This is a genomic window from Streptomyces sp. P13-3-3, from assembly GCF_050571355.1.
Taxonomy (GTDB): domain Bacteria; phylum Actinomycetota; class Actinomycetes; order Streptomycetales; family Streptomycetaceae; genus Streptomyces; species Streptomyces althioticus.
Window position 1 is genome coordinate 5,690,493 of the sequence record NZ_CP192228.1, and the last position, 14,944, is coordinate 5,705,436.

Annotated in this window: 13 protein-coding genes; 11 read left to right on the forward strand and 2 right to left on the reverse strand. The window is 74.4% G+C overall.

From position 1 onward, the window contains the following. Nucleotides 1-195: 195 nt before the first annotated feature. A complete protein-coding gene (locus tag ACQZOG_RS25590) occupies nt 196-1,089 on the reverse strand; it encodes an SDR family oxidoreductase (RefSeq protein WP_033273756.1) in 894 nt (297 codons plus the stop codon). A 175-nt stretch (nt 1,090-1,264) separates the two neighbouring features. Here ACQZOG_RS25590 and ACQZOG_RS25595 point away from each other — a divergent pair, with 175 nt between their 5' ends. The 6 genes from ACQZOG_RS25595 (at nt 1,265) to ACQZOG_RS25620 (ending at nt 8,971) form a co-directional block, all read left to right on the forward strand. Next, complete coding sequence (locus tag ACQZOG_RS25595; protein ID WP_033273755.1) at nt 1,265-2,098, forward strand: M55 family metallopeptidase; 834 nt, start codon at nt 1,265-1,267, stop codon at nt 2,096-2,098. Then, nucleotides 2,091-3,395, forward strand: a complete 1,305-nt coding sequence (locus ACQZOG_RS25600; RefSeq protein WP_203549797.1) for a M20/M25/M40 family metallo-hydrolase — start codon at nt 2,091-2,093, stop codon at nt 3,393-3,395. Before ACQZOG_RS25595 ends, ACQZOG_RS25600 begins: the two co-directional genes overlap by 8 nt. A gap of 17 nt (nt 3,396-3,412) precedes the next feature. Next, nucleotides 3,413-5,365 (forward strand): LpqB family beta-propeller domain-containing protein, encoded by a 1,953-nt coding sequence (locus ACQZOG_RS25605; RefSeq protein WP_359671067.1) that lies wholly within the window; start codon nt 3,413-3,415, stop codon nt 5,363-5,365. Continuing rightward, complete coding sequence (locus ACQZOG_RS25610) at nt 5,362-6,303, forward strand: S66 peptidase family protein (protein ID WP_037642582.1); 942 nt, start codon at nt 5,362-5,364, stop codon at nt 6,301-6,303. The genes ACQZOG_RS25605 and ACQZOG_RS25610 overlap by 4 nt, the downstream gene beginning before the upstream one ends. Nucleotides 6,304-6,370: 67 nt before the next feature. Next, nucleotides 6,371-6,928, forward strand: coding sequence for a GNAT family N-acetyltransferase (locus tag ACQZOG_RS25615; RefSeq protein WP_033273751.1), 558 nt, complete (start codon nt 6,371-6,373; stop codon nt 6,926-6,928). Between the two features lie 60 nt (nt 6,929-6,988). Further along, on the forward strand, nt 6,989-8,971 hold the full coding sequence (locus ACQZOG_RS25620) for a DUF5107 domain-containing protein (protein ID WP_430741847.1): 1,983 nt from the start codon (nt 6,989-6,991) through the stop codon (nt 8,969-8,971). A gap of 7 nt (nt 8,972-8,978) precedes the next feature. On the opposite strand, the gene ACQZOG_RS25625 is transcribed toward ACQZOG_RS25620, so the two are convergent. Next, the gene (locus ACQZOG_RS25625) at nt 8,979-9,326 is read right to left on the reverse strand and encodes a VOC family protein (RefSeq protein ID WP_033273749.1); all 348 of its coding nucleotides are present in this window, start codon (nt 9,324-9,326) and stop codon (nt 8,979-8,981) included. 121 nt (nt 9,327-9,447) lie between these two features. On the opposite strand from ACQZOG_RS25625, the gene ACQZOG_RS25630 reads away from it, so the two are divergent. The 5 genes from ACQZOG_RS25630 to ACQZOG_RS25650 all read left to right on the forward strand — a co-directional run bounded on the left by ACQZOG_RS25630 (nt 9,448) and on the right by ACQZOG_RS25650 (nt 14,905). After that, nucleotides 9,448-9,870 carry a phage holin family protein gene (locus ACQZOG_RS25630; RefSeq protein ID WP_058917309.1) on the forward strand — a complete coding sequence of 141 codons (423 nt, stop codon included), beginning with the start codon at nt 9,448-9,450 and terminating at the stop codon, nt 9,868-9,870. A gap of 126 nt (nt 9,871-9,996) precedes the next feature. Further along, nucleotides 9,997-11,583 (forward strand): NAD(P)/FAD-dependent oxidoreductase, encoded by a 1,587-nt coding sequence (locus tag ACQZOG_RS25635; protein WP_430741848.1) that lies wholly within the window; start codon nt 9,997-9,999, stop codon nt 11,581-11,583. Further along, the gene (locus ACQZOG_RS25640) at nt 11,580-13,427 is read left to right on the forward strand and encodes a transketolase (protein ID WP_037642593.1); all 1,848 of its coding nucleotides are present in this window, start codon (nt 11,580-11,582) and stop codon (nt 13,425-13,427) included. Before ACQZOG_RS25635 ends, ACQZOG_RS25640 begins: the two co-directional genes overlap by 4 nt. Next, nucleotides 13,424-14,350 carry a non-homologous end-joining DNA ligase gene (ligD, locus tag ACQZOG_RS25645; protein WP_261675914.1) on the forward strand — a complete coding sequence of 309 codons (927 nt, stop codon included), beginning with the start codon at nt 13,424-13,426 and terminating at the stop codon, nt 14,348-14,350. The genes ACQZOG_RS25640 and ligD overlap by 4 nt, the downstream gene beginning before the upstream one ends. 120 nt (nt 14,351-14,470) lie before the next feature. Next, on the forward strand, nt 14,471-14,905 hold the full coding sequence (locus tag ACQZOG_RS25650) for a gas vesicle protein (RefSeq protein WP_037644272.1): 435 nt from the start codon (nt 14,471-14,473) through the stop codon (nt 14,903-14,905). Nucleotides 14,906-14,944 lie beyond the last annotated feature (39 nt).

Here is a 14,944-nt window from a genome sequence, read left to right on the forward strand (position 1 = left end):
TCGGTGCGACGGCGGACGACGCCAGCGGCACGATCCGTCACGGGTGATCACTGTGCGCTGAGCGGTACCCGGCAGTGTGATCCCGCTCAGATCCGGCCACAATGTGGCCCGCACACACGTGACACCGTTCAACCGTGGTGTCTACACACGTCGTTGCGGTGCGAGGAGGGGAAGCGGCACGCAGACGCGCGCCGGTCAGGAGGTCCGGCGGCTCCGGGCGGCGGCCTGGTCCGCGAGACCGCCGGCGCCGAGCAGCCCGGTCGCCTCGAACGGGTCGGAGGCGGCCAGCCGCGGCAGTTCACGCCGGGACAGTGCCGTCACCACCGGCGGCATCGCCCCCCGCACGAGCTGCGTCGCGCGCAGCCACCCGGGCACGTACACCGACGGACGGCGCCGCTCCACCGCGTCCGCCAGCCGCCGCGCCACGTGCTCCACCGGATACACCTTCCGCGCCGGCGGCGGCATGTGACCGCGCAGCTCGCGCAGCACCGCGTGCTCGTCCACCCCGCGGATCATGTCGGTGTCCGTCCAGTTGATGTACGCGATCGACACCGCGACATGACGGTGCGCCATCTCCGCCCGCAGGGAGTGCGCGAACGCCTCGACGCCCGCCTTCGACGCGCAGTACGCGCTCATCATCGGCGCCGAGCCGATCGACGCCAGCGACGCCACCTGGAGGAAACAGCCGCCGGTGGAGGTCAGGTCGCCGATGAACGTGCGGGCGGTGGCCGCGCTCCCGATCAGGTTCACCTCGATCACCCGCCGCCACACCGCCGGGTCGGACTCCGCGAACGGCCCGCCCTCGGCGACCCCCGCGTTGGCGACCACGACCGACGGCGGCCCGAGACGCGCCCGGATCTCGGCGCCCGTCTCCGCGAGCCCCTCGTCGTCCGTGACGTCGACCTCCCAGCAGCCGGCCTCGCCGGGCAGCTCGTCGTGCACCTGCCGCAGCGTCCGCTCCTCCCGCCCGAGCAGCGCCACCTTCATGCCGCGCGAGGACAGCTCGCGGGCCATCGCCGCGCCCAGGCCGCGGGCCGCGCCGGTGACGACGGCCGTCCTTCCGTCCAGCGGGTTCCGGGTCTGCGGCATGCGACGCTCCTGTGCTCCGTGGCGGGCGCTCGTCCCGTTCACCGTAGGTCCGGCCGGGCATCGGCGCAGGTCGGGCAGTGCGGGCCGAGGCGCACGCGGGGCGTCAGTGGTCTGGACCGGTGAGAGTTATCCACAGGGTGGCCGGAGCGACGGGGGACGACGTAGCGTGTCCGCCATGAAGATCCTCATCAGCGCCGACATGGAGGGCGCCACCGGTGTCACCTGGCCGGCCGACGTCCTGCCGGGCACGCCCCAGTGGGAGCGGTGCCGGTCCATGTTCACCTCCGACGTGGACGCCGCCGTGCGCGGCTTCTACGACGGCGGTGCCGACGAGGTGCTGATCAACGAGGCCCACTGGACCATGCGCAACCTGCTGCTGGAGCGGCTCGACGAGCGCGCCGAGATGCTCACCGGCCGGCACAAGGACCTGTCCATGGTGGAGGGCGTGCAGCGCGGCGACGTCGACGGCATCGCCTTCGTCGGGTACCACGCGGGCGCCGGCATGGAGGGCGTCCTCGCGCACACCTTCCTCGCCAACTCCATCACGGGCGTGTGGCTCAACGACGTGCGCGCCAGCGAGGGCCTGCTCAACGCCCACGTGGCCGCCGAGTACGGAGTCCCGGTGATCCTCGTCACCGGCGACGACGTGGCCTGCGAGGACGCCCTCGGCTACGCGCCCGAGGCGCGGAAGGTCGCCGTGAAGGACCACGTGTCGCGGTACGCCGCCGTGTGCCGCACGCCGTCCCGGACGGCCGCGGACATCCGGGCGGCGGCCACGGAGGCGGCCGCGCTCGCGGTCCGCCACGAACCGGTCCGCGGCGGTCCCTTCACCGTGGCGGTGGAGTTCGACGCCGAGCACCTGGCCGGCGCCGTCACCGTCGTGCCGGGCGTGACCCGGAGCGGCGAACGCAAGGTGATCTACACCAGCGAGACCATGTACGACGCAATCCGCACCTTCAAGGCGGTCACCACGATCGCCTCGGCCGCGGTGGAGGAGCAGTATGGCTGACCAGCTCGCCCTGGACGAGGTCGTGACCTTCACGTCCGACCTCATCAGGATGGACACGACGAACCGGGGCGGGGGCGACTGCCAGGAACGCCCCGCCGCCGAGTACGCGGCGGCGCGGCTCGCCGAGGCCGGCCTGGAGCCGGTCATGCTGGAGCGCACCCCGGGCCGGACCAACGTCGTGGCGCGGCTGGAGGGCACCGACCCGTCGGCCGACGCGCTGCTGGTCCACGGCCACCTGGACGTCGTCCCGGCCGAGCCCGCCGACTGGAGCGTGCACCCCTTCTCCGGGGAGATCCGCGACGGCGTGGTCTGGGGACGCGGCGCCGTCGACATGAAGAACATGGACGCGATGATCCTGTCCGTGGTGCGCTCCTGGGCGCGCGAGGGCGTGCGGCCCCGCCGGGACGTCGTCATCGCCTTCACCGCCGACGAGGAGGACAGCGCCGCGGACGGCGCGGGCTTCCTCGCCGACCGGCACCCGCACCTCTTCGAGGGCTGCACCGAGGGCGTCAGCGAGTCCGGCGCGTACACCTTCCACGACGGGCAGGGCCGGCAGTTCTACCCGATCGGGGCCGGCGAGCGCGGCACCGGCTGGATGCGGCTCACCGCCCGCGGCCGCGCCGGACACGGCTCCAAGGTCAACCGGGAGAACGCGGTCACCCGCCTCGCCGCCGCCCTCACCCGCATCGGCGAGCACCAGTGGCCGCTGCGGCTCACCCCGACGGTGCGCGCCGCGCTGACCGAGATCGCCGCCGCGTACGGCATCGAGACGGACCTGTCCGACGTGGACGCCCTGCTGGAGAAGCTCGGCGGGGCGGCCAAGCTGGTCGAGGCCACCGTCCGCAACAGCAGCAACCCGACGATGCTCGACGCCGGCTACAAGGTCAACGTCATCCCCGGCGAGGCCGTGGCGCACGTCGACGGGCGGTTCCTCCCCGACACCGAGGAGGAGTTCCGGGCCACCATGGACCGGCTCACCGGCCCGGACGTCGACTGGACGTTCTCCCACCACGAGATCGCCCTCCAGGCGCCGGTGGACTCGCCGACGTTCGCCCGCATGCGGGAGGCCGTCCAGGCGTTCGCGCCCGAGGCGCACACCGTGCCGTACTGCATGTCCGGCGGCACCGACGCCAAGCAGTTCGCCCGGCTCGGCATCACCGGGTACGGCTTCGCACCGCTGAAGCTGCCCGAGGGCTTCGACTACCAGGCCCTCTTCCACGGCGTGGACGAGCGCGTGCCGGTCGAGGCGCTCCAGTTCGGTGTCCAGGTGCTCGACCGGTTCCTGCGGTCGGCGTGAAGCGAGTGGGGGAGACAGTGCAGACCCAGGCGTACGGCGAGTGGCCCTCGCCCGTCGACGCGGCCACGGCCGCGGCCCACGACGGCAGCCCCGAGTACGTGGGCTTCGTCGGGGACGAGGTGTGGTGGACCGAGCCCCGGCCCGCCGAGGCGGGCCGCCGCACCCTCGTGCGGCGGCGCGCGGACGGCACCGAGGAGTCCGTCCTGCCCGCGCCGTGGAACGTCCGCAGCCGCGTCATCGAGTACGGCGGCCACCCCTGGGCCGGCGCCGTGCGCGACGGCGTGCCGCTCGTGGTCTTCGCGCACTTCCCCGACCAGCGCCTCTACCGCTGGGAGCCGGGCGCCGAGCCGGTCCCGCTCACCCCGGTGTCACCGGTCGGTCTCGGGCTGCGCTGGGCCGAGCCCGTCGTGCTGCCGGAGCGCGGCGAGGTGTGGTGCGTCCTGGAGGAGTTCACCGGCGACGGCCCGAGCGACGTGCGCAGGGTCCTCGCAGCCGTCCCCCTCGACGGGTCCGCCGCCGGCGACCGGGGCGCCGTCCGGGAGCTGACCGGGGAGCGGCACCGGTTCGTCACCGGACCGCGGCTCTCGCCCGACGGGACGCGCGCCGCCTGGATCGGCTGGGACCACCCCCGCATGCCGTGGGACGGCACCGAGCTGATCGTCGCCGACGTCGCCGCGGACGGCACCCTGACCGGCGCCCGCACCGTCGCCGGAGGACCCGAGGAGTCCGTTCCGCAGGCCGACTGGACCCACGACAACCGCCTGCTGTACGCCAGCGACCGCACCGGCTGGTGGAACCTCTACCGGGACGGCGAGCCCGTCTGCCCGCGCCCCGAGGAGTTCGCCGGACCGCTGTGGAAGCTCGGCCAGCGCTGGTTCGCCCCGCTGGACGGCGGACTGATCGCCGTCCTGCACGGCAAGGGCGCCCAGCGGCTCGCCGTGCTCGACCCGGAGACCTGCGAGGTCGTCGACTCGGCGGGACCGTGGAGCGAGTTCGGCCCCACCCTCGCCGCGCTCGGCGAGCGGGTCGTCGCCGTCGGGGCGAGCCCGCACAGCTCCTACGAGGTCGTGGAGCTGGACACCCGCACCGGCCGGGCCCGCGTGATCGGCGCCGCCCACGGCGACGCCGTGGACCCCGCGTACTACCCCGAGCCCGAGGTCCGCACCTTCACCGGACCCGACGGCCGGGAGATCCACGCCCAGGTGTACCCGCCGCGCAACCCCGACCGCACCGGTCCCGACGGCGAGCTGCCCCCGTACGTCATCTGGTCGCACGGCGGCCCCACCGGCCGCTTCCCGCTGGTCCTCGACCTGGAGATCGCCTACTTCACCTCGCGCGGCATCGGCGTCGCCGAGGTCAACTACGGCGGCTCCACCGGGTACGGCCGCGCGTACCGCAACCGGCTGCGCGGCGAGTGGGGCGTGGTCGACGTCGAGGACTGCGCCGCCGTCGCCCGGGCCCTCGCCGAGGAGGGCGTCGCCGACCCGGCCAGGCTGGCCGTCCGCGGCGGCAGCGCCGGCGGGTGGACCACCGCCGCCTCCCTCACCACCACCGACGTCTACGCCTGCGGCACGATCATCTACCCGGTGCTCGACCTCACCGGCTGGGGCACCGGAGAGACGCACGACTTCGAATCGCAGTACCTGGAGACGCTGATCGGGCCGCGCGCCGAGGTGCCCGAGCGGTACGAGGAGCGCTCGCCCGTCACCCACGCCGACCGGCTGAGCGTGCCGTTCCTGCTGCTCCAGGGGCTGGACGACGTGATCTGCCCGCCCGTGCAGTGCGAGCGGTTCCTCGCCCGGCTGGCCGGCCGGGGCGTCCCGCACGCCTACCTCACCTTCGAGGGCGAGGGCCACGGCTTCCGCCGCGCGGACACCATGGTGCGCGCCCTGGAGGCCGAGCTGTCCCTGTACGCGCAGGTGTTCGGGCTGAAGGCGCCCGGCATCCCCGCCCTGGAGCTGACGCCGTGAGCACGCCGACCTCGCTGACGCCGCTGCGGCGCCCGCCCCGCCTCGCCCCCGGCGCCCGGGTGGCCGTCGTCGCGCCGAGCGGGCCGATCCCCGAGGAGCGGCTCGCCGCCGGGCTCGACGTGCTGCGCGGCTGGGGACTCGACCCCGTGGCCGCCCCGCACGTCCTCGGCCGGCACGGCGAGCTGGGCTACCTCGCGGGCGGCGACGCCGACCGCGCCGCCGATCTGCAGAACGCCTGGTGCGACCCGGCCGTCGACGCGGTGATCTGCGCCCGCGGCGGCTACGGCGCGCAGCGCATGGTCGACGCCCTCGACTGGGAGGCGATGCGGGCGGCGGGCCCGAAGGCGTTCGTCGGGTTCAGCGACATCACCACGCTGCACGAGGCGTTCGCGGTGCGGCTCGGCCTGGTCACCCTGCACGGGCCGATGGCCGCGGGCGTCGACTTCGTCAAGAGCGCGCGGGCCCAGGAGCACCTGCGGGCCACCCTGTTCGACCCCGAGTCGGTGCGCACGATCCGCTCCGACGGCACCGCGCTGGTCCCGGGACGCGCCCGCGGGGTGACGCTCGGCGGCTGCCTCTCCCTGATCGCCGGCGGCATCGGCACCCCGCACACCCGCGACTCCGCGCGCGGCGGACTGCTGTGCCTGGAGGACGTGGGGGAGGAGACCTACCGCCTCGACCGCTACCTCACCCAGCTGCTGCGCGCCGGGATGCTCGACGGCGTCGCCGGGCTGCTGCTGGGCTCCTGGGCGGAGTGCGACCCGTACGAGGAGGTCAGGACGCTGCTCGTGGACCGGCTCGGCGGGCTCGGGGTGCCGGTGGCCGAGCAGTTCGGGTTCGGACACTGCGACGACGCGCTCACGCTGCCGTTCGGGGTCGCGGCCGAACTGGACGCCGACGCGGGGACGCTGACACTGGAGGAACCGGCGCTGAGCTGACCACCGCGGCTCCGGGCAGGGCCGGGGACGCCCTGCCCGGAGCGCGCCGGCGTCGTAGGGTGGCGGGGTGCCGCACACCGCTTCCCGTTACCTCACCGAAGGCCGCCGCGTGGGCCTGCGCCACTTCACCTACGACGACGCCGCCGAGTTCACCGCGCGGGCCCGGGAGAGCAAGGACCTGCACCACCCCTGGCTGTTCCCGCCGGACACCCCGGCCGCCTACGCCGCCTACGCGCAACGGCTGATCGAGGACCCCGCCAAGGCGGGGTTCCTGGTCTGCGAGAAGGAGGCGGACGGCGCCCTCGCCGGCTTCGTCAACGTCAACAACATCGTCGAGGGCGGCTTCCTCTGCGGCGCCCTCGGCTACGGCGCCTTCGCCCACGCGGCCGGACGCGGGCTGATGCGCGAGGCGCTGGACCTCGTCGTGCGGTACGCCTTCGGGCCGATGCGGCTGCACCGGCTGGAGATCAACGTGCAGCCGGGCAACGCCGCCTCCATCGCCCTGGCCCGCGCCTGCGGCTTCCGCAAGGAGGGCTTCTCCCCGAAGATGCTCTACATCGACGGCGCCTGGCGCGACCACGAACGCTGGGCGCTCACCAGCGAGATGCTCATCGGGGACGGCTGACCGCGCCCCGCGGAACCGCTCGCCGACGGCCTCTGTTCAGGCGGGCGTCCGACGGCTTCCATGGAGATCGTGACGACGATCCGACATGAGGTACTCACGCTGCCGGCCGCGCACCCCGGCCCCGACAACCCGCTGCCCGCCCTGCGCCCCCTCGACGAGATGCACCGCATCGAGGACCGCGACAAGAAGGACCTGCCGCGCGACATGGCCCGGCAGATCGGCTACGCCCCGCTGCACAGCCTGCTGCCGGTCCCCGTCCGCGACGGCTACGACCGGGACCGCGCGCCCCGGCCCCTCGACGCCCTCGTCATCGAGAACGACCGCCTGCGCGCCACGGTCCTGCCCGGCCTCGGCGGCCGGATCGCCTCCCTCGTCCACAAGCCCGCCGGCCGCGAACTGCTGTACGTGAACCCGGTGTTCCAGCCCGCCAACTTCGCGCTCAACGGCGCCTGGTTCTCCGGCGGCATCGAGTGGAACATCGGCGCGACCGGCCACACCACCCTGTCCTGCTCGCCCGTGCACGCGGCCCGCGTCCCCGCACCGGACGGCGGGGAGATGCTGCGCCTGTGGGAGTGGGAGCGGCTGCGCGACCTGCCCTTCCAGGTCGACCTGTGGCTGCCCGACGGCTCCGACTTCCTCTACGTCGGCGCGCGGATCCGCAACCCGCACGAGCGGCAGACCCCCACCTACTGGTGGTCCAACATCGCCGTCCCCGAGGACTGCCGCGTCCTCGCCCCCGCCGAGGAGGCCTACCACTTCGGCTACGAACAGCGCCTGCGCCGCGTCCCCGTCCCGGAGTGCGACGGCGTCGACCGCACCTACCCCCCGAACAGCACGTACGCCGCGGACTACTTCTACGAGGTCCCGGAGGAGCGCCGCCGCTGGATCGCCGCGCTGGACGGCGACGGCCACGGGCTCGTGCAGACCTCCACCGACACCCTGCGCGGCCGGAAGCTGTTCGTGTGGGGGCGCGGGCCCGGCGGACGGAGCTGGCAGCAGTGGCTCACCGAACCCGGCACCGGCGGCTACTGCGAGATCCAGGCCGGCCTCGCCCGCACCCAGCTGGAGCACGTCCGTCTGGAACCGGCGAGCGAGGTGTCCTGGCTGGAGGCCTACGGCCCCTTCGAGGCGCGGCGTGAAGGGGAGTGGGGCGCCGTCCTCGACGAGGCGGAGGCCCGCCTCGAGGGGGTGCTGCCGCGTGCGGACGTCGACGCGGCGTACGCGGCCTGGCTGCCGTACGCCGACACCGAGCCCGGCGAGCGGCTGGCCGCCGGGTCCGGGTGGGGCGCGCTCGAGGTGCTGCGGGCCGGCTGGAAGCTGCCCGGCACGCCCTTCGACGAGAGCACCCTCGGCGAGCAGCAGGAACCCTGGCTGCATCTGCTGCGCGCCGGTTCCTTCCCCGAGCCGCCCGGCAGCCGGCCGCCCGGCGGGACTCTGGTCGCCAGGCACTGGCGGGACATGCTGGAGACGGCGCCCGCGACCGGGCTCACCGAGTACCACCTGGGAATCGCCCAGTGGCACGGCGGCGACCGGGCGCAGGCGGTGCGCAGCTGGGAGCGGGGCCTGGCGCAGGACGGCACGTCCTGGCCGGCCCTGCGCTGTCTCGCCGTCGCCGACCGGGAGGAACGCCACCCCGAGCGCGCCGCCGACCGCTATGTCCGGGCCTTCGACGACCTGTGCCGCGAGGCCGGGGAGGCCGGAGGCGACACGGCGGCCGACACGGCGGGGGAGTGGACCGCCGCCGTGGCAGCCCTCGGGCGCGAGGCGATCGAGGCGCTGCTCGCGGTGGGGCGCACCACGGACGCCCGGTCGGTGTGGGAGCGGCTGGCCCCCACCACCCGGGCGCGCGGACGCTTCCGGTTGATCGAGGCGGACCTGCTGCTCGCCGAGGGGCGGAACGAGGAGGCCCGCGCCGTGTTCGACGCGGGCTTCGAGGTCGCCGACCTGCGCGAGGGCGACGAGGTCATCGGGCGGCTGTGGGCGCGGCTGACGGACGAACCGCTGCCGGAGCGGTACGACTTCCGGATGCGGCCCACACCCTGACGGAGGCTCAGGCGCGACGGTCCGCGTACTCGTAGACCGCCCCGTCCGGGTGGCGTGCGATCAGGTTGCGGCCGACGGGGGTGGGCAGCGGTCCGGCGAGGACGGCCGCGCCCATCTCCTCCAGCACCTGGCGGGTCTCGTCGACATCCTTGACCGCGATGGTCGCGGCGACCTTGCGCAGCACGTCCAGCTGGGCCTCGGGGCCGCTCATCAGCAGGAAGCAGCCGACCGCGGCGACCTGGACGCCCTCCCGTTCGAACCGCATGGCGGTCCCGCCCGCCAGCCGCTCGTAGAAGGGGATGGCGGTCTCGATGTCGTCGACGCAGACGCGCAGTGTGGCACCCAGAATCTCCATGGGACGAGCCTAGTTGGCCGGTCCGGGCGGCGGGGCGGGGCGCGGACGATCTCCACACCGCTCCCTCCCGTCGTACGACCACGGCGAGTTACCGGGTCCTGGGCACGGGTACCCGGATGCCATGCAGCGTTTGGAGCACATGCAGCATCTGGACAAGCACCTGGCGGACCAACTGGCCCACGTGGCCCGGGAGTCCGTGCGGGCCGAACTGCGGGAGCAGACGCGGGGGCAGCGCCGCAAGGCGGCCCTCTACGCCGGTTCCGGCGCCGCCGCGCTGTACGCGGGCGCGGCCGTCGCCCTCGCCGTGGGCCTCGCCCTGGACCTGGTCCTGCCGGGCTGGGCGGCGGCCCTGATCACGGCGGTGATCCTGGCCGCGGTCGCCTTCGCCCTGCGGACGGCGGCCCGCCCGGCCGCACCGGGCGCCACCGCGGCGGGCGGGACGGGGGCAGCGGGCTCCGCCTCCGTGCCCCCGGTGCCGTCCACGCCGCCCACGGTCGGAACCGACCGCGCCCCGGGCACCGACCGCATCCCGGGCAAGGGCTGAGGCCGAGGCGACACCCTGGTACGGCAGTGGCGGCAGCACGCAGCCGTACCCGCCCCGACGTTTGGCGGTCCCGCACAGGGGGACGCGGAAGTCTCCCGACGTACGCGACCGCGCCGGAGGCGAACCGTGAGTCGACCCCGCATTGTGATCGTCGGAGCCGGCTTCGCCGGTTACCGCACGGCCCAGATCCTGTCCCGCAAGGCCAGGGGCCGGGCCGAGATCGTCATGCTCAACCCGACCGACTACTTCCTGTACCTGCCCCTGCTGCCCCAGGTCGCGGCCGGGATCCTCGAACCACGCCGGGTCACCGTGTCCCTCTCCGGGACGCTCCCGGAGGTCAAGCTGGTGCTGGGCGAGGCCGGCCGTATCGACCTCGACGCCCGCCAGGTGCACTACACCGGCCCCGAGGGCGAGGGCGGCACCCTCTCGTACGACCGGCTGGTGCTCGCCGCCGGCAGCGTCAACAAGCTGCTGCCCATCCCGGGCGTCGCCGAGCACGCGCACGGCTTCCGCGGCCTGCCCGAGGCGCTCTATCTGCGCGACCACGTCACCCGCCAGGTGGAGCTGGCCGCCGCCACGGACGACCCGAAGCGCTGCTCCTCCCGGTGCACCTTCGTCGTCGTGGGCGCCGGCTACACCGGCACCGAGGTCGCCGCCCACGGCCAGCTCTTCACCGACGCGCAGGTCGCCAAGCAGCCGCTGCGCACCGGCATGCGTCCCCGCTGGATCCTGCTGGACATCGCCGACCGGGTCCTGCCCGAGCTGGACGAACGGCTCTCCCGCACCGCCGACGCGGTGCTGCGGGAGCGGGGCGTGGACGTGCGGATGGGCACCTCCGTGAAGGAGGCCACCCCCGACGGCGTGCTGCTCACCGACGGGGAGTTCGTCGACACCCGCACCCTCGTGTGGTGTGTGGGCGTGCGCCCCGACCCGCTCGCCGAGTCCCTCGGGCTGCCCATGGAACGCGGCCGGCTGCTGGTCGACCCGCACCTGCAGGTGCCGGGCCGCCCCGAGGTCTTCGCCTGCGGTGACGCGGCCGCCGTGCCGGACCTGGAGAACCCCGGCTCGTACACCCCGATGACCGCCCAGCACGCCTGGCGCCAGGGCAAGGTCTGCGCGCACAACATCGCCGCGTCCTTCGGGGACGGCGAGCGGCAGGCGTACCGCCACAAGGACCTGGGGTTCGTGGTGGATCTCGGCGGGGCCAAGGCCGCCGCCAACCCGCTCGGCGTCAACCTCTCCGGCGTGGCGGCCGGCGCGGTGACCCGGGGCTACCACCTCGCCGCGATGCCCGGCAACCGGGTGCGGGTGGCCGCCGACTGGCTGCTGGACGCCGTACTGCCGCGCCAGGCTGTCCAGTTGGGCCTCGTACGGTCCTGGTCCGTGCCGCTGGACACCGCGTCCCCGGAGGTCGCCCGCGTCCCCGGCCGGCCCTTCGAGGACACGCCGTCCCCCGGTGGCGCCGGGCCCGCCGAGCCGGCGAAGAACCAGCCGGACGGTGAGCCCGCCAGGAGCCGGCCGGGCGGCGAACCCGCCAGGAACCAGCCGGGTGGCGAGCCCGCCAGGAACCAGCCGGGTGACGAGCCGGCGAAGGGCAGCACCGAGGCCGGCGGGGAGGCCCTCGCACCGCCGCCCGACCAGCCGGAACCCGGCCCGGACGTGGCGCCCGGCCCCGTCCGCCGTACCGACCGACCCAGCCAAGGAGACGCATGAACACCGGTGAACTCGTCGAGCTCGGACAGCAGCTGCGGGTGGACAGTGTCCGGGCGGCGGCCGCCGCCGGCTCCGGGCACCCCACCTCGTCGATGTCCGCGGCCGACCTCATGGCCGTCCTCTTCGCCCGCCACCTGCGCTACGACTTCGAGCGCCCCGACCATCCCGCCAACGACCGCTTCGTCCTCTCCAAGGGCCACGCCTCCCCGCTGATGTACGCCACCTACAAGGCGGCCGGCGTCATCGGTGACGAGGAACTGCTCACCTTCCGTGAGAACGGCAGCCGTCTGGAGGGCCACCCCACGCCCCGCAAGCTCCCCTGGGTGGAGACCGCGACCGGCTCCCTCGGGCAGGGCCTGCCCGTCGGCGTCGGCCTCGCGCTCGCCGGGAAGCGGCTGGACCGCACCGGCCACCGCGTGTGGGTGCTGTGCGGCGACAGCGAGCTGGCCGAGGGCTCGGTGTGGGAGGCGGCCGAGCAGGCCGCGTACGAGAACCTCGACAACCTCACCGCGATCGTGGACGTCAACCGGCTCGGCCAGCGCGGCCCCACCCGGCACGGCCACGACCTCGACGCCTACGCGCGCCGCTTCCAGGCGTTCGGCTGGCACACCGTCGAGGTGGACGGCCACGACGTGGACGCGGTGGACCGCGCCTACGGCGAGGCGCTGTCCACCCACGGTCAGCCGACCGCGATCCTCGCCCGCACCCTCAAGGGCAAGGGCGTGGAGTCCGTGCAGGACCGGGAGGGACTGCACGGCAAGCCGCTGCCGGAGGCGGAGGACGCGATCGCCGAACTGGGCGGACCCCGCGACCTGCGCATCACCGTCCAGGCGCCGCCCGCCGGCGGCGAGGCCCCCGCCCGGCGGATCACCACGCCCGAGCTGCCCCGCTGGGAGCGCGGCGAGGACATGGCCACCCGCGACGCCTTCGGCGAGGCGCTGGCCGCCCTGGGCTCCGCGCGCGACGACGTCGTCGCCCTGGACGGCGAGGTCGGCGACTCCACCCGCCTGGAGTACTTCGCCAAGGAACACCCCGAGCGCTACGTCGAGTGCTACATCGCCGAACAGCAGATGGTCGCCGACGCCGTCGGGGTCGCCGCGCGCGGCTGGCTGCCGTTCGCGTCCACCTTCGCGGCCTTCCTCACCCGCGCCCACGACTTCGTCCGCATGGCCGCGATCAGCGGTTCGGGCCTGAACCTCGTCGGGTCGCACGCGGGCGTCGCCATCGGCCAGGACGGACCCAGCCAGATGGGTCTGGAGGACCTGGCGATGATGCGGGCGGTGCACGGCTCCACCGTGCTGTACCCGTGCGACGCCAACCAGACCGCCCGCCTGGTCGCCGCCATGGCCGGCCTGGAGGGCATCCGCTACCTGCGCACCTCCCGCGGCAAGAGCCCCGTGATCTACGGCCCCGACGAGGAGTTCCCCGTCGGCGGCAGCAAGGTGCTGCGCTCCTCCGGCCAGGACCGGCTCACCCTGGTCGCCGCGGGCGTCACCGTGCCCGAGGCGCTGGCCGCGGCCGACGCCCTCGCCGAGGAGGGCATCGCCGTCCGGGTCGTCGACCTGTACTCGGTGAAGCCCGTCGACGTGGAGACGCTGCGCACGGCCGCCGAGGAGACCGGCTGTCTGATGACCGTCGAGGACCACCACCCCGAGGGCGGGCTCGGCGACGCGGTCGCCGAGGCGTTCGGCGACGGGCGTCCCGTGCCGCGGCTGGTGCGGCTCGCCGTGCGGAACATGCCGGGTTCGGCCGCCCCCGAGGAGCAGCTGCACGCCGCCGGGATCGACGCCGCGTCGATCGCCGCGGCCGGCAGGCTGCTGGTGGGGGAGGCGATCGTGTCGTGAGCGACGGCGGCTCGCGCACCGTACGGGCCGGCCGCCGCCGGGTGGAGATCCGCCGCCCGGACAAGGTGCTCCTCCCGGGCGTCGACGGCGCCCGGGAGTACACCAAGGGCGACCTCGTCGACTACCACCGGGCCGTCGCCCGCCACATGCTGCCGCACCTGAGGGGACGGCCGCTGATGCTGGACCGGCGGCCCGACGGCCTCGACGGACCGGCCTTCATGCAGAAGAACACCCCCGACAGCTACCCGGACTGGATCACCCGGGTGGAGGTCGGCAAGGAGGGCGGCACGGTCACGCACACCGTGTGCGACGACACCGCGACCCTCCTGTACCTGGTCGACCAGGCGAGCATCACGCTGCACCGCTGGCTCTCCCGCGCCGACGACGTGGACCGCCCGGACCGGCTGGTCTTCGACCTGGACCCGTCCGGCGACGACTTCGAGGCGGTGCGGGAGGCCGCGCGGTGGCTGGGGGAGCTGCTGGACGAACTCGCGCTGCCCTCGGTCCTGATGACCACCGGCTCGCGGGGTCTGCACGTGGTCGTGCCGCTCGACGGCGGCCAGGACTTCGACCCGGTACGCGAGTTCGCCCGCGAGGTCGCCGACACGCTGGCCGACGCCCACCCGGACCGGCTCACCACCGCGGCCCGCAAGAAGGACCGCGGCGACCGGCTCTACCTCGACGTGGGGCGCAACGCGTACGCGCAGACCGCGGTCGCCCCCTGGACGGTCCGCGCCCTGCCGGGAGCGCCCGTCGCCACCCCGGTCACCTGGGAGCAGCTCGACGACCCCGAGCTGCACGCCCGCCGCTGGACGGTGGAGAACGCCGTCGAGCAGGCCGCCACGAAACCGTGGGCGGGTCTGTCCGGCAAGGGCCGCTCCCTCGCCCCGGCCCGCCGGAAGCTCGCCGCGCTGCGCGGCTGATGTGCCGGAACCGCGGCCCTTACCCCCTCGCGACCAGGGGCGACAGCCGGACGCGGCGAACGGGTGAGACCTCGGAGGTTTGGCGAACACACTTGCGGCCACACGGAGGGGGAGGTGGCCATGTCGAACACGAAAAACACCGAAGAGTCACAGGATTCACAGGAATCCCAGGACTCCCGTGAGGGCCAGGACTCCCAGCGGGCCCGGACCTCACGCACTCCCCGTAAACGAACCGCACCCCGCAAGCGGCCCGAGAACGACAGCGACACGACCGAGAGCACCACGGAACGGAAGAAGCCGAAGCCCATGCAGGTGCTGCGCCAGGCGCGCGAGCAGCTCGCGGAGCTCACCGGCATGGAGGCCGAGTCCGTGTCGTCCTTCGAGCAGACCTCGGAGGGCTGGACGCTGGAGGTCGAGGTCCTCGAGCTGGAGCGGGTGCCCGACACGATGAGCCTGATGGCGAGCTACCAGGTGGAGCTGGACCCCGACGGGGACCTCACCGGGTACCGGAGGGTCCGCCGCTACGAGCGCGGACGCGCCGACGGGCGGAAGTGAGGCGGCCGCCAGGCCGCACGACAGCAGGACATCGCTACA

Excerpts from the sequence above, each read along its gene's own strand:
- ACQZOG_RS25625 (WP_033273749.1), bottom strand. The coding sequence starts at position 9,326 with ATGGAGATTCTGGGTGCCACACTGCGCGTCTGCGTCGACGACATCGAG.
- ACQZOG_RS25600 (WP_203549797.1), top strand. The coding sequence starts at position 2,091 with ATGGCTGACCAGCTCGCCCTGGACGAGGTCGTGACCTTCACGTCCGAC.
- ACQZOG_RS25595 (WP_033273755.1), top strand. The coding sequence starts at position 1,265 with ATGAAGATCCTCATCAGCGCCGACATGGAGGGCGCCACCGGTGTCACC.
- ACQZOG_RS25630 (WP_058917309.1), top strand. The coding sequence starts at position 9,448 with ATGCAGCGTTTGGAGCACATGCAGCATCTGGACAAGCACCTGGCGGAC.
- ACQZOG_RS25640 (WP_037642593.1), top strand. The coding sequence starts at position 11,580 with ATGAACACCGGTGAACTCGTCGAGCTCGGACAGCAGCTGCGGGTGGAC.
- ACQZOG_RS25590 (WP_033273756.1), bottom strand. The coding sequence starts at position 1,089 with ATGCCGCAGACCCGGAACCCGCTGGACGGAAGGACGGCCGTCGTCACC.
- ACQZOG_RS25650 (WP_037644272.1), top strand. The coding sequence starts at position 14,471 with ATGTCGAACACGAAAAACACCGAAGAGTCACAGGATTCACAGGAATCC.
- ACQZOG_RS25620 (WP_430741847.1), top strand. The coding sequence starts at position 6,989 with ATGGAGATCGTGACGACGATCCGACATGAGGTACTCACGCTGCCGGCC.